Source organism: Micromonospora sp. ATCC 39149, assembly GCF_000158815.1.
Lineage (GTDB): Bacteria > Actinomycetota > Actinomycetes > Mycobacteriales > Micromonosporaceae > Micromonospora.
In genome coordinates this window covers 4,539,581-4,561,813 of sequence record NZ_GG657738.1, presented here as the reverse complement: position 1 = coordinate 4,561,813, position 22,233 = coordinate 4,539,581, and the positions used below count along the sequence as shown (strand labels likewise).

The following is a 22,233-nucleotide window of genomic DNA, read 5'->3' as shown; positions in this document are numbered from 1 at the left end:
CGTGCTGGTCGGGGGCGGTCGCGTATCCGGGGTCACCACTCCCAGGGATGCCGGCGGGAGTGGACCACTCGGCCCACCAGGTGCTCCACCGCCGGGCCGGTGTCCTGGCCCCGGGCTACCGCGAGGAGGAGCGGGGCGACCGGGCTCGTCACGTCGTAGACGACGACCAGGGCGTCATCGTCGACCGGCTCGACCGGCAGGGTCGCCAGGTTGAGGTAGTTGAGCCAGCCGGCCAGGTCCGGCGGCGTGACGTAGCGGCGGGCGCGACGCACCTCCCCGGCCGGCAGGGCCAGGCAGCCGCCGCCGTCCCAGTCGACCCGGTCACGGAGGGCAACCTGCGGATCGATCGTCGGGTACCGCCGCCTCGGCCACGGGTGACGGTACGGCAGACCCGGCGGGTTGTCGTAGACCTGGCGGAGCATCCGGGCCGCCTCGGCCAGCTCGGCGGCCACTGGCTCGCCGGCGTGCGCGCGGACGGCCAGGGCGGCAACGTGGTGGATAAGCCGCTCACCGGTCAGCGTGGTCATGGGTGCATCCTCTCTCCGGTCACATCTCGGGCGGCCCGAGGTGCCACACCCCGGTGACGATGAGCGCGCTCCGGGCGTAGGCCCGTTCCCGGCATCGGCGGACCCGGCAGATGGGGCAGACGCCGTCGAGGGGTCGGTGCGCCACTATCAGCCGCCACCACAGCCGCACGGTCGTCGCGGCGACGGTCACAGCGTCCCGAGGATGCCGGCGGCGAGGAGCACCAGGACCAAGCCGGCGCAGACCCAGCCGGCTGCGTACTGCCGGCGGGTGAGGCCTGGCGGCGGTGCGGGCCGGGGCAGGTGCGGGACGACGTGGCCGTCCGGCAGCGGGGGCCGGCCGTGCGCCACCGAGTGCGCGCCGGGGCAGGGGGCGTCGTGCGGGCGCTCGACCATCGGGAGCCTCCGTCGCGGGGCGGGGTGGGGCCGGGCGGGGCTGGCACGGGGGTCCGGCCCCGCCCGGACGAGGGCATCACGCCCGGCGCCAACCAGGGACGGGGTACCCATCGGCCAACCTAGGTCACTGTGTGACTACTGGTCAATCACTGCTTGAGGCAGCGTGGCGGGCGTGATGTCATCGGCGGGCCAACCAGGGAGATCCGCCATGCCCATCCCCATGTCGTCGCGCCAGATCGCCGACGACCTGACCGCCCGCATCCGCAGCAGCGAGTACCCGCCCGGGTCGAAGCTCCCGTCGCTGCGAGAGCTGGCCGATCTGTACTCGGTCAGCGTGTCGACCATCCAGCGCGCCCTGGAGCTCACCCGGGACCGCGGGCTTACCGTGGGCCGCGCCGGAGCAGGGGTATACGTGGCCGAGGCATAGAGCGCACCGAACGTTCGAACGTTGCGCCGGGCGAACGTCCGCCCCGGCATCCCTACCGTCCGGCCTGTGATCAGCCCGCACTCCGGTGTGCCCGCCGCCCTCCAGCTGGCCGCGCTGCTGCGCGCCCGCATCCAGGACGGCACGTACGCTGCGGGCGGGCTGCTGCCCAGCGAGACTCGGCTGAGCCAGGAGTACGGGGTGGGCAGGGGCACCGTGCGACGGGCGGTCGCCGAGCTGCGCGCTGAGGGACTCGTCGACGCCGCCTCGGGGCGAGGCACGCGGGTGCGGGGGCCGGTCGAACTCGACGAGCTGGTGGGCGAGCCGGACCAGTTCGTCATGGCCCGGATGCCCACGCCGGAGGAGCGAGCGGAGATGAACATCCCCGAGGGTGTGCCGGTGTTGGTGGTGCGCAATCCGGACGGGCTGATGGATGTATATCCGGCGGATGAGGTAGGCGTGCGCATTCCGCGCGCCTGATCCGGGTTCGCGTGTTCGCCCGCAATCTGGAATTGCCGTCCAGGTTACGCACCGGTAACGCACAGCTCAATATCGACGGAAGTGCATGGTAAGGCCACTCTACGTCATTGTCGACCGGCGCCCACCCTATGAAACATCACTCTGAGTAACCCTTACCACGTGGAAGTTCCACGCACCACCAGTCGTCCGGTGGTGCGTGGAGTGTCCCCGAGCAGGGCTTTCGGTCACCAGTCGAACGGGTGTCTGATCGAGGCGAGTCTCCAACGTGAGGAGTACGCCGGTGTACATCCATCTCGAAACGATCACCCCTCCGCTCGACGCCGCCCGCCGGGGTCGCTGATCGGAGACGGACCCATGATGAGCACGATGATCGATCGTTGCACCCTCGCCGCTGTCGTCGGCGTCGCCGTCGCTTGCACGTGCCAGGCGCTGCGCCGCGCCGAGCGCGACGAGTGGCAGCACGAGCGGGAGCACTACCAGGACGTCATCGAGTCGATGGCCGCCGACATCGAGGCGGACGAGCGGCGGCACCAGACGGAGCTGGAGCGGGTGCGGCTGGAGGCCGTGACGGAGGCGTTCGCCGCCTGGCGCGGATCCGCCATGCCCGCCCGGCGGGGCGGTCGGAGTGGCGCCGGGGTCCTGGCCTCGAGCGAGACGGCCGAACGCCGGCAGGCGATGGAGGCGCACCTGCGCGATCAGCTCGCCGCCGAGATCGAGGAACGGGAGAGGGCCAGGTACGCGGAGGGGTACGCGGACGGCATGACCCGACGCGAGCAAGGAGCCGGGGGTTGAGTTCCCCTACCTGTCCCCTATGACGCATCAGGCCCCCTCTTCGGAGGGGGCCTGATCTGCTGTGGAGTAGATCCACTTGCCGGGTGACTGATGGGAATTGAACCCGTACCGGGGCCCTGGCCCGGTGCTCTGCCAACTGAGCTACAGCCACCATGCGCTCCGCTCCGGCGGGGCCGGGCGGCGTGCAGTGGATTCCCCTACCCCTCCCCTAGAGTTGATCATGCTGCGTCGGCCAACACGTCCGTCAGCGAGCGTGGCCCTGGCCCTACGGGGGCAGCGATGCCCGGGGCGCCTGCCGCCGCCCGGGTCATCGCACAGGCCCGGGTCACTCGACTGGTTCACGCCCTCGGAACCGCGCCACCACCTGACCTTCCCCCGGCAAGTCACCACCTGTCACCGCGAGTGCCACCTGCCGAGCCTCAGACTCGTCGATCTCTCGGTAACGATCGACATTCCGACAATCTTCAAGAGATCGAAAATCCAACCCGGGTTCATAAGACCACGCCTTGATGCGATGGTTCCAGATCAGCGCACGACCCTTGCTCGGATCCAGGATGAACATTCCTACCGGATCACCCTCAATTTCATTCTTGTAGATCGCGTAGTATGTCTGCATCTTGCTGCTCCAGACGGTTACTCAAATGCCAGAAGGCAGGAAAGTCGTCCACAGTGAGGCCAAGGCCGGCGGCCCGCCTCGCCCAGAAACTTTCGCTCAAGGGATTCAAATCTCTTGATGCGAAACTCGCGATCTCGAAGATCTATCAGCTTCCGGAGGCTGAGTGCCTCCGGTGCCCGCCAAGTCCGTTCTGGGGCCTTCGAGCAGGTGCATTCGGTTGACGTACAGCTCGTCGTCCGTGGGGTCGTCGGGGCCGGGCTGCCACTCCCGCGACCGATCCTCCGCCTGCTGCTCATCCACCACCCCGGCCCGCTGGCTGAACTTCCCCGGCCCGCGACCCGCCATCGGCATGGGGTCACCATTCGCACCGAGGACCAGGGCGTCGATGCCGGTCACGTTGTGCGGGGCCGGCAACCCGCTGTGCGTGTAGATCGGCATATCGGACACGGCCCCGCTCTGCGGGTCCAGGTAGAGCACGCTGCCGTTCTGGTTCAGTGCCACCCAGGCGTGCGACCCTCCGCCCTCGTACGTGGTGATGAGGAACGCGTAACTACCGTGACCACCGGCTCGCAACTGCCGCTCAAGGTTGCCGAACCCCCGGTTGACCACACCCCATCTCTCGTCGGCGGGAGTGCGATCGTCGGGGTCGACGAGTTGCTGGAAGCGTCCGCCGGTGGCGTCCTCGACCCGCCCCGGGCCGCCCATCTCGCCGCCGAGCGGCCGGCTGATGTCACCGGCGGCGTACGCGTCGAACGTGCGCGGCGCGGAGACCCGGGGACGGCCGTGCATCCACGTCTCGTACAGCGAGAGGGTGCAGTCCAGGCAGTTGATGCCCCGGGTCGGGTCGGCAGCCGGCCCGCCGTCGTTGGCGAGCCTGAACCAGTTGCCCCGGCGGGGATCGGCGGTGCGCAGGACCCGCCCACCGGGGCCGCGGGGCATCGCCCGTTCGAGGTCCGACTGGTGCAGCGCCAGCGGGGGCCGGAGGCCGCCCCACTGCCCGTATCGGCGGGACCGGTCGATCGGCGGTGGGTGGTCGTCCCCGGTCAGCGCCGAGGGGCCGTCGGTCTGCACCGCCCCGACGACGAGCGACGGATCGTCGGTGTTGATCGAGTAGAAGTCGAGGGGATCGCTGACCTCGACGAACTGCGGCGCGACCGTGCCGGCGAGCACCGCCTCGGCCAGCTCCCGCGACTCGTAGGCCGCCTGCTCGTCCGCCATCGCCATCCTGTGCCACGAGGTCGCGAGGTAGCCCTGGCCCTGGTGTTGCAGACTCAGCGCGTAGGCGGCGTACTCGCTGGCCCGCCGTTGGAAGAACTCGCAACGGGAGCGCAGCTCCTGAGAGTCGTCGTATCGCCGGTTGTCCTCGTGCAGCGCGCGTTGTTGCTGGAAGCGATCCTGATAGCGGCGCCGGTCGTACGCCTCGCGCTCGGCCCGCTGCCTGGCCTGCCACTCGGGCGATCTCGGCGGCGGCACGACGGGATGCTCCGCGGGCTGTGCGTGGTGCCACCGTGGGTCCAGCGACTCCATGCGGGAAAAACGGGGCGGAGGGGGCGGAAGCGGGCCGTCGTGGCCGGGACCAGCCGGCCTGGCCGTACCCACCGTGCCCATGCCCATGCCCGTGGCCGCGGTGCCCGTGCCGGCGGCCGGCGAGACCACCGGGGACGGCGCGAGGACGCCGCTCGCCGAGGCCGGCAGGTGGGGTGCCGCCGGGGCTCCCGACGCGCCCACCGCGTGGGGCGCGACGCCATCGGCGACGGCGGCAGCGCCCACGGACGGCGGCGCCGGCCCGGCTACCCGCGTGTCGGGCTGCGCGAGCTCGACCGCAGCGACCGACGACAGCGTCGGGCTGACCGCCGCGCGGGCGGGCGCCGACCCGTCGGCCGCGCCGGACGTGGCCGGTGCCTGCGGCGCGGGCTGCGTGGACGCCTCGGCCAACGCGGTCGGCACCTGGTCGACGTGGGCATCGACGGCGACGACGAACGCTGCCTCGCGTGGCGCTGCCGAGGACAGCGGGTTCTGCGGCCCCGGCGCGTCGCCGCCCAGCTCGCCCCTGGCCGAGGCGGACGGGCCCGGCTCCGACCCGCCCGCCCCGAACGCAGCAACGGCGGTGGGGCCCGCCCCGTCGCGGGGGACCGGAACGGTGGGACGCTCCCCGCCGGAGCCGAGGGCGGCGTCGGTCGGGCCCGGCGCGAGCGCACCGAGGTCCGTCGGGGCCGAGGACGCCCCCGCGAGGGCGGCCATCCGGCCGTCGAGGCGATGCTGCAACGCGACGTCCGTCTGCCCGGTGGCCGACCCGGTCGCACCCGACGCGGCGGCCCGCGCCGCGTCCTCCAGCGATACCAGGCCCTGCCCGGTGGCGAGGTTGGCCGCCTGGTCGGCGATGACCTCACCGGTCATCTCCCGGCCGAAGTGCTCGCCGATCCGCGCCGCCCGCCCGGTTGCGTGCCTGCCGAGGCCGGCCAGCGGTGCCACCGCCCCACCCGCCAGGCCACCGAGCGCGGACATGCCCGCGTCGGTCAGGTCCAGGCCGTCGCGGCGGCCGGTCGAGTTCTGGTACGCCTGCGTGGCGAGCGTGATCCCGGACTCCTCGGCCGCCTCCTCCATCCCGCCGCGCGCCGCCTTCCGGGCGAGGCCACGCATGCCGCCCTCGGCCACCCGCTTGGCCGCGCGCTCGCTGGCCTCCTTCAGGCCCTGCTTGAGGGCCTTGCGGGCGAGCTGGGCCATCAGCCTCTTGAAGATCTGCTGCACGACGAACCGGCTGGCGGCGATCGCGGCACCGGCGGCGGGCGAGGCGGCACCGGCGGTGAGCACCGCCGCCACGGCGAGGGAGAGCAGCTCGACGACGAGGATGCCCAGCTCGATCCAGACCTCCAGCTTGGCGCCCTCGATGTCGCATCCGCACTCCTCGACGAGCCGGCCGAGGTCACCGCTCACCGCCAACAGCACCGGCAGCGGGGCCTCGTCGCCCTCTGCCACCCGACGCCAGGCCGCGTCGAACGCCTCCGCGACCGCCCCGATCCCGCCGTACCCGCTGCGGACCTCCCCGGCGGCGGCGATCGCGTCCGCGCGGGGGCCGGCCAGGGCCTCGGCCACGCCGTACCACTGGTCGGCGAGGTCCCAGACGGCTCGCTCGTCGCCTTCCGGCCACTCCACCCCGATCACCCAGTCGAGCGCCTCGTAGACCCAGCCGGGCAGCTCCCAGGGCGCGTAGTCCAGCGGATGCGGGATCGGGCTCGGCAGCAGGGTCACGGCGATCCTCGGAGTCGTCAGCGCCCGGCGGGCCGCTGGTCGGAGATCCGGTCGAGTCGTCCGGCGCCCTGCGCGTCCGTCCGTACGGAGTTGTCCACCGACCGCACGACGTCCTCGCCCAGGTCTTCGAGAGCTCGCCCGAGGCCCGTCCAGGCCCGCAACAGCGTCTCCTCGAACCCTCGGTACTGCTTCTCGAACGCCGCGCCGATGTCGTCGCGCCCCCAGGGCCGGGCAGCGCTGGCCGCCGCGAGTTGGCCGCCCACCTCGGTCCGCCGAGCGGTGACCGCCTCGCCGGCCGAGGCCAGGTCGGCCCCACCGCGCCGGGCCCGCGCCGGGTCCAGCCAGAGCTGGTGGTCGGTCATGCCGACCCCTCCCCGCCCCGCATGGCGGCGTCGGCCCGGCCCAGCAGGGTGTCGAAGTCACCGGTGCGGAGGAACTCCACCGACCCCGACCCGGCCGGGAGGTATCCCGCGACCAGCTCCTGGGTGGCGGCGACCGAGGCGGCGGCGGCCCGGTGCACCGTCAAGGTGATCTTGTGGCTCAGGGCCCTGGCGTCGCGGCCCTGAAGGGCGGAGGGGGCCAGGTCCACCGAGACGATGTCGCCCCGGGCGCCGGCCACCACGGTCACCTGGCCGTCGTCGGAGCGTTCGGTGACCCGCAGCTCCGCGAGGCGGGACCGCAGCTCGTCCAACCCGGAGCGGAGCTGGCGGTACTGCCCGTAAACCTCGTCGAACCGGGCTCGCAGCGCCCGGTTGGCCTCCCGGTCCACGCTCTCGGCCAACGCGACCTCCCCGTCACCCTCGGTACGGCAGACCATACCGGGCGCGACGGATTTCGTGGGGTCAGGTAACTTCGGGTGGGTGATCGACCGTCAGCAGGCCGAACAGCTCGCCACCGTCTGGGCCCACCGGGACTCCCAGCGCCTCGGGCACGAGTGCGCCCCGCTGGTCGAGGAGTTCGACCTCGGCTACCTGATCACCTCGACGGTGACCCCGGCGGCCACGGTTCCCCCGGGCGACCTGCCGACCACGGTGGTGGACAAGGAGACCGGCGAGGTGTCGACCTGGCCGCGCCTGCCGTTCCCGGCCGTGCAGGAGATGTACCGGCGCAGCCGGCCGGCCCAGCCCGCGCCGCGCACCGTCGATCCGGCGAGCCAACTGCTCCGCGAGATCCGCCGCCTGCCGACCCCCGGCACGGCCGCGCACCTGACCGTGGCCGGCAGGATGCACCGCGCGTGGGGTGCCAAGGGGGAGGCGGTGCTGCGGCACCACCGACTCGTCCGGGAATACCTGGACACCCAGCCGCCCGGTCACCTGGTCCGAGGGGTGGACCGGCACGCCGAGCTGATCGTCGTGTCGGACGTCCTGCACGAACACGACCACCAGCGCGCCGCCGAGGGGCGGGCCCCGGCGACCCTCGACGAGGCGCGGGCCTGGTTCGCGGGCAGCCTGTTCGAGCTGTACTGGGTACGCGAGTCGGGCGACCCGGCGGGCGGGCCGGCCGACCGGCCGTGTGACTCGTGCATCAGGTTCCTGGTGCACATGAACGTGCTCCCCTGGTCCGACCTGGGCTTCCGGCAGCCCCGGGTGCCGGAGGCGGTTCCGGCACCCGAACCGGGCCGCTTCCCCGACGAGGTGGCGCACGCCCTCGTCGCCGCAGGCTGGGCACCACACATCGGGGACGAGATCATGGCAGCCGCCGCCGTCCGGGACGTCACGGCCGTCGTCGGGGCCAGTCACTCCCACGTCGCGTTCCCCGCGGCGGTGGAGGCGATCACCCGGTTCCCCGGCCTGATCGGAGCCCGGCGCGGCCCGGGCGAGCAGGTGTGGATCTCGCGGTTCGACATCACCCCGCACCTGGTGGCCCACAACGCCGACACGCTCGCGGACTTCGCCGCCGTGCTCGGCGTACGGCTGTTCCCGATCGGGACGGAGAACCAGGAGAGCATCCTCGCCGTGGACGAGCGGGGTCGGGTCTTCGCGCTGGACCAGGCCGGCGAGTGGTTCCTCGGCGACGACATCGACGCCGCGCTGACCACCCTGCTGCTCGGCCGGGCCCCGGCCCGCGTGCGCGACGACGGCACCTGGTGACGCCGCCCTCGACTCGCTACAGTCGCACGCCGGTGAGGACCAGGACCCTCTGGTCGGTGTAGTCGTCCATGGCGCTGCGCAGGCCCTCCCGCCCCACTCCGCTGCCCTTCACGCCCCCGTACGGCATCTGGTCGGCCCGGTACGACGGCACGTCGCCGACGATCACCCCGCCGACGTCGAGGGCCCGGTGGGCGGCGAAGGCGACGTCGAGCCGGTGGGTGAAGACGCCGGCCTGCAACCCGTACGCGGAGTCGTTGACGGCGGCGAACGCGGCGGGGTCGCTCTCGACCCGGGCGACCACGAGCACCGGCCCGAACACCTCCTCGGCGTACACCTTGGCGTCGGCGGGCACGCCGGACAGCACGGTCGGCGGGTAGGTGGCGCCGTCGCGCCGCCCGCCCACCTCGATGGTCGCCCCGGCCACCACCGCCTCGTCGACCCACGCCTCGACCCGCTGCGCGGCCTCGACCGACACCAGGGGGCCGACGTCGGTCAGCGGGTCCGCCGGGTCGCCGGTGCGCAGCGCCTTCACGGCGGCGACCAGCCTCGGCAGGAAGGCGTCGTAGAGCCATTCGTGCACGTACACACGCTGCACGGCGATGCACGACTGCCCGGCCTGGTAGTTGGCGAAGGTGGCGATCCGGTGCGCGGCGAAGGTGAGGTCCTCGTCGGTGTTCCAGTCCTCGCAGATCACCGCCGCCGCGTTGCCGCCCAGTTCCAGCGTGACGTGCTTGTCGGGCACGGACCGGCGGATGGCCGCGCCGACCGGCCCGGAGCCGGTAAACGACACCACCGGCAGCCGGGGGTCGGCGACCAGTTCGGCGGCGCGCTCGTTGGGCAGCGGCAGCACCGAGAACATGCCTTCGGGCAACTCGGTCTCGGCGAGGATCTCGCCGAGCAGCAGCGCCGACAGCGGGGTGGCGGGGGCCGGCTTCACGATGATCGGCGCGCCGACGGCGACGGCCGGGGCGACCTTGTGCGCGACCAGGTTGAGCGGGAAGTTGAACGGCGCGATCCCCAGCACGGGCCCCTTCGGCGCCCGGCGGACCAGCGCGATCCGCCCGGTGGCGGCCGGATCGGTGTCGAGGCGTTGCAGCTCGCCGGAGAAGCGCCGGGCCTCCTCGGCCGCCCAGCGGAACGTCGACACCGCCCGCCCGACCTCAGCCTTCGCCCACTTGACCGGCTTGCCGTTCTCGGCGGTGACCAGGTCGGCCACCTCCGCCGCGCGCTCGGCGAGCCGCCGGGAGACGTGGTCCAGGGCCGCCGCGCGGGCGTGCGCGGGCAGGGCCGCGGCGTGCGCGGCCACCCGGGCCGCCGCGGCGACGGCGGCCTCGACCTGGTCGGGCGTGGCGAACGTGGTACGCCCCACCGCCCGACCGTCGTACGGGTGGGTGACGGTCAGCTCGCCCTCGCCGTGTGCGGGGCGGCCGGCGACGAAGAAGGCTCTCGGCTCCACACCTCCGCAGCGTAGCCGACCCGCAGCCCGCACGGAAACAGTCGCTCAAGCCCTTGTCTGCCGCGAATTCAGTAGCGAAGATGGCAGTCAGATTCCGATAACCTCCGCTGTCCGCATCCCCGGCCATCCCTCGGAGACACCTGATGAGCGACCAGCAGCAGCTGCGCAACTTCGTCAACGGCGAGTACGTCGATCCTTCCGACGGCGGGTACACCGACCTGGTCGACCCGTGCACCGGTGAGGTCTTCGCCCAGGCGCCGGCCTCCGGCGCGGCGGACGTGGACGCGGCCATGCGGGCGGCCTCCGCCGCGTTCGAGACGTGGCGGGACACCACCCCGGGCGAGCGGCAGCGGGCGCTGCTGAAGCTCGCCGACGCGGTGGAGGCGCGGGCGGCCGAGCTGGTCGACGCCGAGGTGCGCAACACGGGCAAGCCGCGCCAGCTCACCGCCGAGGAGGAGCTGCCGCCGGCGGTGGACCAGTTCCGCTTCTTCGCGGGGGCGGCCCGGCTGCTGGAGGGCCGGTCGGCCGGGGAGTACCTGGCGGGCCACACCTCGTACGTACGGCGGGAGCCGATCGGCGTGTGCGCCCAGGTCACCCCGTGGAACTACCCGCTGATGATGGCGGTGTGGAAGATCGCCCCCGCACTCGCGGCGGGCAACACCGTGGTGCTGAAGCCGTCGGACACCACACCGGTGTCGACGCTGCTGCTGGCCGAGATCGCCGCCGAGTTCTTCCCGCCGGGGGTGTTCAACGTGGTCTGCGGCGACCGGGACACCGGTCGTACCCTCGTGTCGCACCCGACCCCGCAGCTCGTGTCGATCACGGGCTCGACCCGCGCGGGCATGGAGGTCGCCTCCGCCGCCGCGCCGGACCTGAAGCGGACCCACCTGGAGCTGGGCGGCAAGGCCCCGGTGGTGATCTTCGACGACGCGGACGTGGCGGCGGCGGCCGAGGCGATCGCGATGGGCGGCTACTTCAACGCCGGCCAGGACTGCACCGCGGCAACCCGGGTGCTGGCGGGTCCGGGCATCCACGACGACTTCGTGGCGGCGCTGGCCGAGCAGGCCCGCAACACGCGGACCGGCGCGCCGGACGACGCCGACGTGCTGTACGGGCCGCTGAACAACGCCAACCAGCTCGCCCGGGTCAGCGGCTTCGTCGACCGGCTGCCCGACCACGCGAGCGTGCTGACCGGGGGATCCCGACAGGGGACGCGAGGCTACTTCTACGCCCCCACGGTCGTCAGCGGAGTGCGCCAGGCCGACGAGGTCATCCAGCAGGAGGTGTTCGGGCCGGTCATCACCGTGCAGCGCTTCTCCGACGAGGACGAGGCGGTGCGCTGGGCCAACGGCGTCGACTACGGCCTGTCGGCGTCGGTCTGGACGCGCGACCACGGCCGGGCGATGCGGATGACCCGCCGGCTGGACTTCGGCTGCGTCTGGGTGAACACCCACATCCCGTTCGTCTCGGAGATGCCGCACGGCGGCTTCAAGCACTCCGGGCACGGCAAGGACCTCTCGGTCTACAGCCTGGAGGACTACACCCGGATCAAGCACGTCATGCACAACTTCGAGGGCTGATCAGTGAGCGCGAAAAGTGAGCCGGTCCTGCGAGCCCCGCAGCCGCGAACGAACAGCGGCGCGGTGCCGGGTTCGGCGGAGCTGCACAAGCGGCGGGGCGTCGCCGTGGCCCGGGGCGTCGGCAGCGTCATCGGCGCGTACGTGGACCGGGCGGGCGGCGGCACCATCACCGACGTCGACGGGCGGGAGTGGATCGACTTCGCCGCCGGCATCGCGGTCACCAACGTCGGCAACTCCGCCCCGCGTGTGGTGGAGGCGGTACGGGCGCAGGTCGAGCGGTTCACCCACACCTGCTTCATGGTCACGCCGTACGAGTCGTACGTGGCGGTGTGCGAGCAGCTCAACGCGCTGACCCCGGGCGGCTTCGAGAAGCGCTCGGCGCTGTTCAACTCGGGCGCGGAAGCGGTGGAGAACGCCGTGAAGATCGCCCGGCACGCCACGGGGCGGCCGGCGGTGGTGGCGTTCGACCACGCGTACCACGGGCGGACCAACCTCACGATGGCGCTGACGGCGAAGAACATGCCGTACAAGCACCGGTTCGGGCCGTTCGCCGGCGAGGTGTACCGGGTGCCGATGTCGTACCCGCTGCGTGACGGGGGCCTGTCCGGGGCCGAGGCGGCGGCGCGGGCGATCGAGATGGTGGAGAAGCAGGTCGGTGCGGACAACGTGGCCGCGCTGCTGATCGAGCCGATCCAGGGCGAGGGCGGTTTCGTCGTACCGGCGCAGGGGTTCCTGCCGGCGCTGCGCGAGTGGGCGACGGCGGCCGGGGTGGTCTTCGTCGCCGACGAGATCCAGACGGGGTTCTGCCGCACCGGGGACTGGTTCGCCTGCGAGCACGAGGTCGTCGTCCCGGACCTGGTGACCCTGGCCAAGGGGATCGCGGGCGGCCTGCCGCTGGCGGCCGTGACGGGCCGGGCCGAGCTGATGGACGCGGTGCACGTGGGCGGCCTCGGTGGCACGTACGGCGGCAACCCGATCGCCTGCGCGGCGGCGCTCGCCGCGATCGAGACCATGCACGAGCTGGAACTGGCCGCCGCCGCCCGCCGGATCGGCGCGACGATGACCGACCGGCTACACGCGATCGCCGCCCGCGACCCCCGGGTCGCCGAGGTACGCGGCCGGGGCGCGATGCTCGCCGTGGAGCTGGTGCAGCCGGGTTCCCTGACCCCGGACCCGGCCGCCGCGGCGGCGGTGTCGGCGGCCTGCCACGCCGCCGGCCTGCTCACCCTGACCTGCGGCACGTACGGCAACGTGCTGCGCTTCCTGCCCCCGCTGGTCATCTCCGACGCGGAGCTGGCCCGGGGCCTGGACATCCTCGACGCCGTCTTCGACTGAGCCCTGTGCGGCTCGCCTGCCCGCGGGGCGGCCGGCGACCGGTCGCCGGCCGCCCCGCCACCCGGTCTCAGCGCAGCGCCCCGACCACGTCGCGCCAGCTCAGCCTCGCACCACCTCGACCACGTCGCGCCGCACGACGTTCTTGCCCGGCTCCCGCACCAACTCCATCGCCGCCGCGTTGAGCAGCACACAGCTCCCCGACGGCCCCGACGCCACCACCATCACCGCACGACCGTTGGGAGCGCTGCCGGCTTCAGCCTTCCGTCAGGAAGGTTCCCCGTTCCACCCACCCTCACCCCTCACCCCCGCCCCCCGCCCCCGCCCCCGCCCCCGCGATCTTGCACTTGCGGCCCCCAGGATGCCCGATCGGCGGTTTTTGTCCGGGCCTAAACTGCAAGATCGCGGCGGGGGCCGCGGGGGCGGCGGGCGTGCTCGCCGTCAGGGGAGGAGTGCTCGGATCGTTGTGACTATGTGGGCGGGGCGGCGGTAGAGGTCACGGTCGGTGAAGTGGCGCATCGTCCAGCCCTCGGAGGCCAGCCAGTTGGCGCGGTCCCGGTCGTACCGAAGCCGATCGCGATCCAGGTGGGACAGACCGTCGTACTCGATGCCGACCCGCCGTTCGCGATACCCCAGATCCAGCCGGTAGCGCCCGACACCCTCCCCGTCGAGCACCCAGACCTGCGGCTCGGGTGCCGGAAGGCCGCCGTCGATCAGCACCAGGCGCAACTGGCTCTCCTGCCGGCACTCGGAGCGCCCGTCCGCCAGCGGCACCAGAGATCGGGCCTGGCGCACACCAGGCAGTCCCCGGTGGGCCGATGCCTCCTCGGCAAGCTCGTCCCGGCACACCGAACCCGTTCTGAGCACGGCATCGAGCACCGGTAGCGCGTCCAGCCGCCGTATCGTGCGGGCCAGATCCACCACGCAGCGCGCGGCCGGCGCGCAGGGCAACCCTCTCACCAGGACCGGCTCCACCGGCAGCGCCGAGTGATGGACCACCAGACCCGGAAGCCGGGGTTTGGCGACGTTCGGGGGCAACTGCACGTGTACGGCGTCCTCGGCGAGGACACCGAAGCCGTGCAGGCGAGCCGCGGTCTGCCGGGACAGCATCGCCTCGGCCGGCAGGCACAGCAACAACGCTCGTAGCGCATCGAGATCCTTGACGGGACGATCCGCGTAGACGCCTCGCCGCGCCCGTACAACCCGGCCGTTCGCCAGACGCGTCCGAAGCCGCTTCCGGGTGGTCGACCTGAGCACCGACGCCGTACGCCAGAACTGGGTTTCCATGCCGGCAGGCTGCCCGAGCACCCGCACCCAGCGCTCCACCGGTCACGTCATCTGTGGACAACCCCCACCCCTGTGGACAACCCCCACCCAGCCCACAACTGTGCTACCCACCACCTCCCTCACCTCGCCCCGCCTCCCCATCCCACCCCCTCACCTCGGCGATCTTGCAGTTGCGGCCCCAAAATTGTCCACTATGCCGTTTTCGCCGGGGCCCAAAGTGCAAGATCGCCGAGCCGAGGAGGGGGAGGAGCCGAAGGGTGGGTGGGGTGGGTTAGTCGTCGCAGCCGTAGCCGTCGTTGTCGCGGTCGAGGTCGTAGATGTCGTCGCCGATGACCTTTACCGGGCCCGTGACGTACGCGGGGCCGTTGCCGCCGCCACCGGCACAGTCGACGTCGCTGGCGATCGGCACGCAGCCGCTGTAGTTGGGATCGCACCGGCGTTCCTGCTTCGTGCCCACCGCGACGACCTGGGTCACCGGCTGCTTCGTGACGACCGATCGGAGCAGCTTCCGGCCGGTGGGCACCCCGTCGGTCAGGGTGACCTGGTATGTCAGCATACGCACACCGTTGACTCCCCGGGTGCGGACGACCCGCTTGCCCTCGGCTAGGGACGAGTCGTTCACGGTCCGCTCGGCGTACCGGGTCGTCTGCGTCTCCGTCTCCGTGCGGGTCTGCACGGTCGGGGCGGACGCTGTGGACGGCGACGGCGACGGCGCGGAGGCGGTGGGTGCCGGCGCGGCGGTGGACGGGGCAGGATCGGACACGGTCGGCTCGGGGGCGGCCACAGGCGGACTGGCCTTGGCGGCCACGGCGGTGGGCTCCCGCCACGGTTCGTCGGCGAGCGCGCCGACGACGGCAGCGCCCCCGCAGCAGAGCAGCACCGTCGACAGCAGAATGCCGCCGAGGAGCACGCCGACCCGCTGGCCGGGCTGGAGCCGGCGGAACCACCCCGGCCGGACGGCGGACGGCACGGCGGGGTTGGCGGGCTGCTGGCGGTATGGCGGTTGATGAGTCACGACACCGAGTGTCACCGGAGAGAAGCGGCTGGGTAACGGGCACAGCGGTCCTCGCCGACGCCGATCGGCGAAACCGCTCGATACGGACAGCCCGGGGCGGAAACCGGGCAGTCCGCCGCTGGTTCCGAGCGGACGGATCCGGGACCCCTGCGGGCTTTCCCGGGATACCTGCGGGCCGGTGGGGTTGCCGTGCGGGCCGGTGCCGGATGCCCGTCCGGGCGCGCCCGCGACCATCCGCCGGAGGCTACGCCCGGCCAACCTGCACGACGGCGGCATCGGCGGAGTCACAGCGGCACCGGCAGAATGACGGCGGCACCGGCGGAATCACGACGATCGTCGGCACAGGTGCGCGGCGGCTCCAACGGGCGGCGGCGACTCAGGGCAGGCGGATGTCCAGCAACGGCTGCGTGGGTTCCCAGGGCGGGCCGCCTTGGGCGTCGCGACGGCGGCGGGCAATCGCCGACAGCGCCTCCAGCACCACCCGGTTGCCCAGGTACGCGGTGATGTCGGCGTGGTCGTACGGCGGGGCGACCTCGACCACGTCCACGCCGACGACGGGCAGCTCGTAGCAGCAGCGGCGGACGGCGTCGAGGAGTTGCCGGGAGGTCAACCCGCCGGGTTCGGGGGTGCCGGTGCCGGGGGCCATGCCGGGGTCGACGACGTCCACGTCGACGGAGAGGAAGACGCCCTCGCACTCGTCGACGGCGATGTCGAACGCCTCGGACAGGCAGGTGTCCAGGCCGCGGGCGACCAGCTCCGTCATCTCGTACGAGCGCATCCGCTGCGCGGCCATCCACTGCAGCACGTCGGGGCCGGGCCAGTAGCCGCGCAGGCCGATCTGCAGGAACCGGTCGCCGCGCACCGCCCCGGACTCGATGAGCCGGCGCATCGGCTGGCCGTGGCCGTGCAGGGAGCCGAACTCGACGTCCCCGGTGTCGGCGTGGGCGTCGAAGTGCACCAGGGACACCCGGCCGAGCCCGTGGTGGCGGGCGACCCCGGTGGCGTCGGGCAGCGCGATGGAGTGGTCGCCGCCGAGGACGACGGGGATCGCCCCGGACCGCGCGACGGCGTGCACGGCTGCCTCCAGCGACGACAGGGAGCGTTCGATGTCGCCGGAGAACATCTCGACGTCGCCCGCGTCGTACACCCGCAGGTCGCGCAGCGCGTCGACGCGCAGGGCCAGGGACGGGCGGGAGCCGTCGTGGGGCAGGTAGCAGGCCTGCCGGATGGCGGACGGGCCGAACCGGGTGCCCGGCCGGTGCGAGGTGCCGCCGTCGAACGGGGCGCCGACGATGACGACGTCCGCGTCGGCGTACGAGGCCGGGTCGTCCAGCGCGCAGCGGTCGACGCCGAGGAAGGTGACGTCGGGGCCGAACATCGGCCCGTAGCGGGTCACCGCCGCGCCGATCGGGCAAGGCCGGCCACCCGCTGCGTCCGTCCGCCGACGCCGGTCACCGTTCCTCCATGCCCCACGGCGAGCCGTAGCCGGTGAGCAGGTCGAGGAACGGGCGCGGGGGCAGCGCCTCGGGGCCGATCACGCCGGTACCGGACCACGCTCCGCTGGCGAGCAGTTCCAGGGCGACGATCGGGTTGACGGCGGTCTGCCAGACGACGGCCTGGTGGCCGTACTCGGCCATGGACCACGCGTTGTCGACGATGTGGTACAGGTAGACCTCGCGGGGCCCGCCGGACTTCGCCACGCCCTTGACCCAGGTGCCGGCACAGGTCTTGCCCCGCATCCGGTCGCCGAGGGTGGCCGGGTCGGGCAGGGCGGCGGCGACCACGTCGCGCGGGGACATCCGCACGCCGCGCACGGTGACCGGCTCGGTGGAGTCCAGGCCGAGCTTGTGCAGGGTACGCAGGACGTCGATGAACTCCTCGCCGAGGCCGTACTTGAAGGTGACCCGCCGCGCGTCGATCCAGCGCGGGATGAGCAGCACCTCCTCGTGCTCGACGTTGACGCACTCGACGGGGCCGATGCCCTCCGGGAAGTGGAACACCTCTGGCTCGCTGAACGGTTCGGTGGTGAACCAGCCCCGGTCCCGTTCCCAGATCACGGGCGGGTTGAGGCACTCCTCGATGGTGGTCCAGATGGAGAACGACGGGGCGAAGTCGTAGCCCTCGACGGTCAGGTTCGCGCCGTCGCGTACCCCGATCTCGTCGATCTCGGCGAACAGCTCGTCGGCGGCGTAGCGGGCGAAGACGTCGGACAGGCCGGGTTCGACGCCGATGCCGCACAGGGCGAGCCGGCCGGCGGACGCCCACCGCTCGGCGACGGCGAACTGCTCGTCGCCGAGCTTCACGCCGGTCTCGGCGTAGGGGCGCAACGGGTGCGGGTGGGACAGGGACATGGCCATGTCGAGGTAGTCGGTGCCGGCCGCGTACGCGCCGTCGAAGATCGGCATGACGAAGCGCGGGTCGACGGCGTTGAGCACGTGGGTGATCCGGTGCTCGCGGCACAGCGCGGCGACGGCGTCGGCGCAGGAGGCGTCGACGGTCGCGGCGACGAACCGGTCGTCGCGCCCGGCGACGGCCCGCGCGGCGCGGGCGGCGTCGGCGTCGGCGACGACCATGGTGTCGAAGAATGTTCGTCGGGCGGCGATGGCGACGGCGGCGGAGCCGACCCCACCGGCGCCGACCAGCAGGATACGCATCAGGAATCGAACCCCAAACCAAGACGATCGAGCGTACGGAGCCACAGGCCGCGCCGGCCGTCGCGCGCGTCGGCGCGGGCCAGCGACCAGCGGGTGAGGTGGATGCCGGCGGCCCGGACGGGCTCCGGCGGGAACGGCAGCGGCCGGCCCCGGACGAGGTCGAGCCGGGTCAGCGGGGTGTCTGCGCCGGCCAGCAGGTCGAGCATCACCCGCGCGCCGAACCGGGTGGCCCCGACGCCGAGGCCGGTGTACCCGGCGGCGTAGGCGAGCCGGCCGTCGTAGGCGGTGCCGAAGAACGGGCAGAACCGGGTGCAGGTGTCGATGACGCCGCCCCAGCGGTGGCTGAACCGGACGTCGGCGAGCTGCGGGAAGGTGGCGACGAAGTGCTCGGCGAGAGCGGTGAACGTTGCCGGTCGCTGCTCCAGCTCGGGGGCGACCCGGTTGCCGTGGTGGTAGACGGCGTCGTAGCCGCCGAACAGGATCCGCCCGTCGCCGGTGATCCGGTAGTAGTGGAACTGGTTGCCGGTGTCGGCGAGGCCCTGCCGGTTGCGCCAGCCGATCGCGTTCCGCTGGGCCCCGGTCAGCGGCTCGGTCATCAGCGCGTAGTCGTAGACGGGCACGATCCAGGCGCGCAGCCGGCGCAGTAGCGGCGGGAACGCGTTGGTGGCCAGGGCGACCCGTCGGGCGCGGACGACGCCGGGGGCCCGCTCGACGCCGCCGGCCGTGGTGGCGGCCAGGGCGGCGGAGTCGCCGCGCAGGCCGGTGACCCGGGTGTGCTCGTGGACGCGGACGCCCAGGTCGAGGCAGGCGCGGCGCAGGCCCCAGGCGAGCTTCGCCGGGTCGAGCATGGCCACCCGGTCACGGTCCCACATTCCGCCGAGGTACGTCGGCGAGTCGACCTCGGCGCGCACCTCGTCGCGGTCGAGCAGCCGCACGTCGTGGCCGTACCGGCGAGCCAGCTCCGTGTCCTTGGCGAGCCCGGCGAGCTGGTACGGGCGCACGGCCACGGCCAGCTCGCCGGTGCGCTCGAAGTCGCAGTCGATGCCGTACGCGTCGACGGTGGCGGCGATGGCGGCCAGGTTCTCCCGGCCGAGGCGTTCCAGCTCGGCGACCTCGCCGGGGAACCGGGCGACGCCGTTGGCCAGGCCGTGGGTGAGCGAGGCGGAGCAGAACCCGCCGTTGCGCCCCGAAGCCGCCCAGCCGCAGGTGCCGGCGTCGACGAGCAGCACGTCCGCGCTCGGGTCGGCCTGCTTGGCCAGCAGGGCGGCCCAGAGCCCGCCGTACCCGCCGCCGACGACCAGCAGGTCGGCGCTGTGCGCGCCGGTCAGCGGGGGCAGCGGGTCGGGGCGTTCGGGCCGGTCGAGCCAGTACGGTACGGGCGCCGCGTCGGCGAGTGCCCGGCCGGTATGCGGGAGGATCATGACGGGCTCTTCGCCCGTCGGCCGGTCGCCGGGGCGGCCGGGAGGCCGACGCGGCGGGTCCGCCGGCCGCGCAGCGAGCTGAGGCCGACGAGCAGCAGCGCGATGGCGAACATCGCCGTGCCGATGACGTTGACCTGCGGCGGGATGCCCCGCTGGGCGGCGCCCCAGACGTACATCGGGAACGTGATGGTAGTGCCGGCGTTGAAGTTGGTGATGATGAAGTCGTCGAAGCTCAGCGAGAACGCCAGCAGCGCGGCGGCCACGATGCCGGGGAGCACCAGCGGCAGGGTGACCAGGCGGAACGCCTGCCACGGACTGGCGTACAGGTCGGCGGCGGCCTCCTCCAGCCGGCGGTCCATCCCGGCGAGCCGGGCCTTGACCGTGACCACCACGAACGACACGCAGAACATGACGTGCGCGATGACGACGGTCCAGAAGCCCTGCGGCACCCCGGCGGAGACGAACAGGGCCAGCAGCGAGGTGCCCATGACCAGCTCGGGGGTGGCCATCGGCAGGAAGATCAGCAGGTTGATCCCGGACCGGCCGGTGAACCGGTGCCGGACCAGCGCGAACGCCATCAGCGTGCCGAGCACGGTGGCGACGACGGTGGCGATGAAGCCGATCTGCACGCTGCGGACCACCGCGTCGCACATGTCGGAGGTGGCGCAGGGCCGCTGCCAGTTGTCGAGGGTGAACTCGTTGAAGTCGTACGACAGGCGGCTCGACGGGCGGTTGAACGACAGCGCGGCGACCACGGCGATGGGCAGCGTCAGGTAGCCGAGGACGAGCAGGGCGACGCCCATCACCCAGTGGTCGGCGAGCCAGCGGGTAAGTCTCACAGCACCTCCTCCGTGCCGGCCCGGCGCAGGTAGACGAAGACCACCGCGAGGATCGCCGCCATCAGCAGGAACGACAGGGCCGCCCCCTGCGGGTAGTCCAGCCGGACCAGGAACGCCGAGTCGATGACGTTGCCGACCATGTACTCGTTCGGGGTGCCGAGCAGTTCGGCGTTGATGTAGTCGCCGGTGGCCGGGATGAAGAACAGCAGCGTGCCGGCGATCAGGCCGGGCATCGACAGCGGCAGGGTGACCCGGCGGAACGTCTGCACCGGGCTCGCGTACAGGTCGCCGGCCGCCTCCAGCAGGCGGTAGTCGAGCCGCTCCAGGCTCGCGTACAGCGGCAGCACCAGGAAGGGCAGGAAGTTGTACGTCAGCCCGAGGACCACCGCGACGGGGGTGGCGAGCAGCCGGCCGTCGGGGCCGAGCAGGTGCACGTCGCGCAGCAGCCCGACCAACCAGCCGTTGTCGGACAGGATCGTCTTCCAGGCCAGGGTGCGCACCAGGAAACTGGTGAACATCGGGGCGACGACGCAGACCAGCAGCAGGCTCTTCCACCGGCCGGCCTTCTGCGCGATCGCGTACGCCAGCGGGTAACCCATCAGCACGGCCAGCACCAGGGCGATCCCGGCGTAGAGGAACGACCGACCGAACTGCGGCCAGTACGCCTGCAACGCGTCGGGGTAGTTGCCGAAGGCCCAGGTCAGCGCGTACCCGGTGGAGAGCGAGCCGCTGGGGTCGTAGAGGCTCGCGGCGGCGAGCTGGAACAGCGGCACGGCGAAGAACAGCAGCAGCCAGGCCGCGCCGGGCAGGAGCAGCAGGTACGGCAGCAGCCGGCGCCGCCCGCCCCGGGGCAGCGGCGGGGGCGCCGCCGGTTGCCCCGTCGGCGTGGGCACGTGGGCCAGCGCGGTCACGAGGACGCACCCACCGGCTCGTCGAGCAGGCCGGCGGTGCTGTCGTCCGCGCCGGGCTGGCGGGGTAGCAGGAACGCGTGCCGGGGGTCCCAGTGCGCCACCACGGATGCGCCGACGGGTACCCGGCCGCCGAGGCCGCTGTTGGCCGCGAACGCGGACAGTTCGCTGCCCCATTCGGTGCGCACGAGGTACTGGGTGCTGACCCCCACGTACGAGGCGTCGGTGACCGCGCCGGTCACGTACTGGTGGCCGGCGGGCACCCGGTCGGCGGCGTCGACCAGGTGCAGCTTCTCGGGGCGTACCCCGAGGTAGACCGGGCCGGTGGCGACGCGGGCGCGGACGGCGGGCACGGAGTAGCGCGCGCCATGGGCGGTGACCGGCACGTCGGACCCGGCGGGTCCGGCGGCCTCGGCGGCGAGCAGGTTGGACTGGCCGAGGAAGTTCGCCACGAAAGCGGTGGCCGGGTACTCGTAGATGTCGGCGGGTGCGCCGAGCTGCTCGATCTTCCCGGCGTTCATCACCGCGACCGTGTCGGCCATGGTCATGGCCTCCTCCTGGTCGTGGGTGACGTGCACGAAGGTGATGCCGACCTCGGTCTGGATGCGCTTGAGTTCGATCTGCATCTGCCGGCGCAGCTTCAGGTCGAGCGCCCCGAGCGGCTCGTCGAGCAGCAACACCTGCGGCCGGTTGATCAGCGCCCGCGCGAGGGCGACCCGCTGCTGCTGCCCGCCGGAGAGCTGGGCGGGGCGGCGGTGGCCGAAGTCGTCGAGCTGCACCAGGGCGAGCATCCGCATGACCTCGTCGTCGACCGAGCGGATGCCGCGCCGGCGCAGCCCGAACGCGACGTTGTCGAAGATGTTGAGGTGCGGAAAGAGCGCGTAGCTCTGGAACACGGTGTTGACCGGCCGCTTGTACGGGCGCAGCCGGGCGATGTCCCGGTCGCCGAGGAGCACCTGCCCGCTCGTCGGCTGCTCCAGGCCGGCGATCATGCGCAGGGTGGTGGTCTTGCCGCACCCGGACGCGCCGAGCAGGGCGAAGAAGGAGCCCTGCGGAATGGTGAGGCCGAGGTCGTCGACCGCGGTGAAGATGCCGAACCTCTTGGTCAGGTTGACCAGCCGCAGGTCGCCGGCCGGGGTGTCGTGTCCCGTCGTCTTCGCGCTCATCCCG

General features: G+C 72.7%; 22 protein-coding genes and 1 tRNA gene. 6 read left to right on the top strand and 17 right to left on the bottom strand.

Annotated features, from left to right (window positions below; genetic code table 11):
* Positions 1–32: 32 nt before the first annotated feature.
* The 3 genes from MCAG_RS19735 to MCAG_RS19730 are packed head-to-tail and all read right to left on the bottom strand — an operon-like array spanning position 33 to position 920.
* Positions 33–527, bottom strand: coding sequence for a hypothetical protein (locus MCAG_RS19735; RefSeq protein WP_007074751.1), 495 nt, complete (start codon positions 525–527; stop codon positions 33–35).
* A 19-nt stretch (positions 528–546) separates the two neighbouring features.
* Positions 547–717, bottom strand: a complete 171-nt coding sequence (locus MCAG_RS33775) for a hypothetical protein (protein WP_198141590.1) — start codon at positions 715–717, stop codon at positions 547–549.
* Positions 714–920 (bottom strand): hypothetical protein, encoded by a 207-nt coding sequence (locus tag MCAG_RS19730; protein WP_007074750.1) that lies wholly within the window; start codon positions 918–920, stop codon positions 714–716. Before MCAG_RS19730 ends, MCAG_RS33775 begins: the two co-directional genes overlap by 4 nt.
* 208 nt (positions 921–1,128) lie before the next feature.
* On the opposite strand from MCAG_RS19730, the gene MCAG_RS19725 reads away from it, so the two are divergent.
* The 3 genes from MCAG_RS19725 (at position 1,129) to MCAG_RS19715 (ending at position 2,616) form a co-directional block, all read left to right on the top strand.
* Positions 1,129–1,347 carry a GntR family transcriptional regulator gene (locus tag MCAG_RS19725; RefSeq protein ID WP_036374337.1) on the top strand — a complete coding sequence of 73 codons (219 nt, stop codon included), beginning with the start codon at positions 1,129–1,131 and terminating at the stop codon, positions 1,345–1,347.
* Positions 1,348–1,413: 66 nt separating this feature from the next.
* Positions 1,414–1,824, top strand: a complete 411-nt coding sequence (locus MCAG_RS19720) for a winged helix-turn-helix domain-containing protein (RefSeq protein WP_050778014.1) — start codon at positions 1,414–1,416, stop codon at positions 1,822–1,824.
* 366 nt (positions 1,825–2,190) lie between these two features.
* Positions 2,191–2,616 carry a hypothetical protein gene (locus tag MCAG_RS19715; RefSeq protein WP_157548137.1) on the top strand — a complete coding sequence of 142 codons (426 nt, stop codon included), beginning with the start codon at positions 2,191–2,193 and terminating at the stop codon, positions 2,614–2,616.
* 82 nt (positions 2,617–2,698) lie between these two features.
* Here MCAG_RS19715 and MCAG_RS19710 read toward each other — a convergent pair.
* The 5 genes from MCAG_RS19710 to MCAG_RS19695 all read right to left on the bottom strand — a co-directional run bounded on the left by MCAG_RS19710 (position 2,699) and on the right by MCAG_RS19695 (position 7,262).
* Positions 2,699–2,767 (bottom strand) — tRNA-Pro (locus MCAG_RS19710).
* 174 nt (positions 2,768–2,941) lie between these two features.
* Positions 2,942–3,232: a hypothetical protein gene (locus tag MCAG_RS32720; protein ID WP_007074746.1), complete on the bottom strand. Its 291-nt coding sequence runs from the start codon at positions 3,230–3,232 to the stop codon at positions 2,942–2,944.
* A gap of 105 nt (positions 3,233–3,337) precedes the next feature.
* Positions 3,338–6,481, bottom strand: coding sequence for a toxin glutamine deamidase domain-containing protein (locus MCAG_RS19705; RefSeq protein ID WP_083802313.1), 3,144 nt, complete (start codon positions 6,479–6,481; stop codon positions 3,338–3,340).
* A 17-nt stretch (positions 6,482–6,498) separates the two neighbouring features.
* A complete protein-coding gene (locus MCAG_RS19700) occupies positions 6,499–6,843 on the bottom strand; it encodes a hypothetical protein (RefSeq protein WP_036374335.1) in 345 nt (114 codons plus the stop codon).
* The gene (locus tag MCAG_RS19695; RefSeq protein ID WP_036377556.1) at positions 6,840–7,262 is read right to left on the bottom strand and encodes a YbaB/EbfC family nucleoid-associated protein; all 423 of its coding nucleotides are present in this window, start codon (positions 7,260–7,262) and stop codon (positions 6,840–6,842) included. The genes MCAG_RS19700 and MCAG_RS19695 overlap by 4 nt, the downstream gene beginning before the upstream one ends.
* Positions 7,263–7,341: 79 nt before the next feature.
* Between MCAG_RS19695 and MCAG_RS19690 the strand changes: the two genes are divergently transcribed.
* Complete coding sequence (locus tag MCAG_RS19690) at positions 7,342–8,571, top strand: SUKH-3 domain-containing protein (protein ID WP_036374333.1); 1,230 nt, start codon at positions 7,342–7,344, stop codon at positions 8,569–8,571.
* 16 nt (positions 8,572–8,587) lie between these two features.
* On the opposite strand, the gene MCAG_RS19685 is transcribed toward MCAG_RS19690, so the two are convergent.
* Complete coding sequence (locus MCAG_RS19685) at positions 8,588–10,027, bottom strand: aldehyde dehydrogenase family protein (RefSeq protein ID WP_007074742.1); 1,440 nt, start codon at positions 10,025–10,027, stop codon at positions 8,588–8,590.
* A 143-nt stretch (positions 10,028–10,170) separates the two neighbouring features.
* Here MCAG_RS19685 and MCAG_RS19680 point away from each other — a divergent pair, with 143 nt between their 5' ends.
* Together MCAG_RS19680 and gabT are read left to right on the top strand one after the other, a co-directional pair.
* Complete coding sequence (locus MCAG_RS19680; RefSeq protein ID WP_007074741.1) at positions 10,171–11,607, top strand: gamma-aminobutyraldehyde dehydrogenase; 1,437 nt, start codon at positions 10,171–10,173, stop codon at positions 11,605–11,607.
* Between the two features lie 3 nt (positions 11,608–11,610).
* Positions 11,611–12,942: a 4-aminobutyrate--2-oxoglutarate transaminase gene (gene gabT, locus MCAG_RS19675; protein ID WP_007074740.1), complete on the top strand. Its 1,332-nt coding sequence runs from the start codon at positions 11,611–11,613 to the stop codon at positions 12,940–12,942.
* 438 nt (positions 12,943–13,380) lie between these two features.
* Here the strand turns inward: gabT and MCAG_RS19670 are convergent, their stop codons facing one another.
* The 8 genes from MCAG_RS19670 to MCAG_RS19635 form a co-directional block, all read right to left on the bottom strand.
* Complete coding sequence (locus tag MCAG_RS19670) at positions 13,381–14,076, bottom strand: DUF559 domain-containing protein (protein WP_232290225.1); 696 nt, start codon at positions 14,074–14,076, stop codon at positions 13,381–13,383.
* A 421-nt stretch (positions 14,077–14,497) separates the two neighbouring features.
* A complete protein-coding gene (locus MCAG_RS35940) occupies positions 14,498–15,241 on the bottom strand; it encodes a G5 domain-containing protein (protein ID WP_304412195.1) in 744 nt (247 codons plus the stop codon).
* A gap of 376 nt (positions 15,242–15,617) precedes the next feature.
* On the bottom strand, positions 15,618–16,637 hold the full coding sequence (speB, locus tag MCAG_RS19660) for an agmatinase (protein WP_007074737.1): 1,020 nt from the start codon (positions 16,635–16,637) through the stop codon (positions 15,618–15,620).
* Positions 16,638–16,692: 55 nt separating this feature from the next.
* The gene (locus MCAG_RS19655) at positions 16,693–17,895 is read right to left on the bottom strand and encodes a saccharopine dehydrogenase family protein (protein WP_036374328.1); all 1,203 of its coding nucleotides are present in this window, start codon (positions 17,893–17,895) and stop codon (positions 16,693–16,695) included.
* Positions 17,895–19,316: an FAD-binding oxidoreductase gene (locus tag MCAG_RS19650; protein ID WP_007074735.1), complete on the bottom strand. Its 1,422-nt coding sequence runs from the start codon at positions 19,314–19,316 to the stop codon at positions 17,895–17,897. The genes MCAG_RS19655 and MCAG_RS19650 overlap by 1 nt, the downstream gene beginning before the upstream one ends.
* Positions 19,313–20,155: an ABC transporter permease gene (locus MCAG_RS19645; protein WP_036374326.1), complete on the bottom strand. Its 843-nt coding sequence runs from the start codon at positions 20,153–20,155 to the stop codon at positions 19,313–19,315. Before MCAG_RS19645 ends, MCAG_RS19650 begins: the two co-directional genes overlap by 4 nt.
* On the bottom strand, positions 20,152–21,066 hold the full coding sequence (locus MCAG_RS19640; RefSeq protein WP_007074733.1) for an ABC transporter permease: 915 nt from the start codon (positions 21,064–21,066) through the stop codon (positions 20,152–20,154). Before MCAG_RS19640 ends, MCAG_RS19645 begins: the two co-directional genes overlap by 4 nt.
* Complete coding sequence (locus MCAG_RS19635) at positions 21,063–22,229, bottom strand: ABC transporter ATP-binding protein (protein WP_007074732.1); 1,167 nt, start codon at positions 22,227–22,229, stop codon at positions 21,063–21,065. The genes MCAG_RS19640 and MCAG_RS19635 overlap by 4 nt, the downstream gene beginning before the upstream one ends.
* Positions 22,230–22,233 lie beyond the last annotated feature (4 nt).

Bases quoted from the DNA above. Each gene is read 5' to 3' on its own strand.
- MCAG_RS19735 (WP_007074751.1), bottom strand. From the start codon at position 527: ATGACCACGCTGACCGGTGAGCGGCTTATCCACCACGTTGCCGCCCTG.
- MCAG_RS19730 (WP_007074750.1), bottom strand. From the start codon at position 920: ATGGTCGAGCGCCCGCACGACGCCCCCTGCCCCGGCGCGCACTCGGTG.
- MCAG_RS19725 (WP_036374337.1), top strand. From the start codon at position 1,129: ATGCCCATCCCCATGTCGTCGCGCCAGATCGCCGACGACCTGACCGCC.
- MCAG_RS19715 (WP_157548137.1), top strand. From the start codon at position 2,191: ATGATCGATCGTTGCACCCTCGCCGCTGTCGTCGGCGTCGCCGTCGCT.
- MCAG_RS32720 (WP_007074746.1), bottom strand. From the start codon at position 3,232: ATGCAGACATACTACGCGATCTACAAGAATGAAATTGAGGGTGATCCG.
- MCAG_RS19700 (WP_036374335.1), bottom strand. From the start codon at position 6,843: ATGACCGACCACCAGCTCTGGCTGGACCCGGCGCGGGCCCGGCGCGGT.
- MCAG_RS19680 (WP_007074741.1), top strand. From the start codon at position 10,171: ATGAGCGACCAGCAGCAGCTGCGCAACTTCGTCAACGGCGAGTACGTC.
- MCAG_RS19655 (WP_036374328.1), bottom strand. From the start codon at position 17,895: ATGCGTATCCTGCTGGTCGGCGCCGGTGGGGTCGGCTCCGCCGCCGTC.
- MCAG_RS19650 (WP_007074735.1), bottom strand. From the start codon at position 19,316: ATGATCCTCCCGCATACCGGCCGGGCACTCGCCGACGCGGCGCCCGTA.
- MCAG_RS19635 (WP_007074732.1), bottom strand. From the start codon at position 22,229: ATGAGCGCGAAGACGACGGGACACGACACCCCGGCCGGCGACCTGCGG.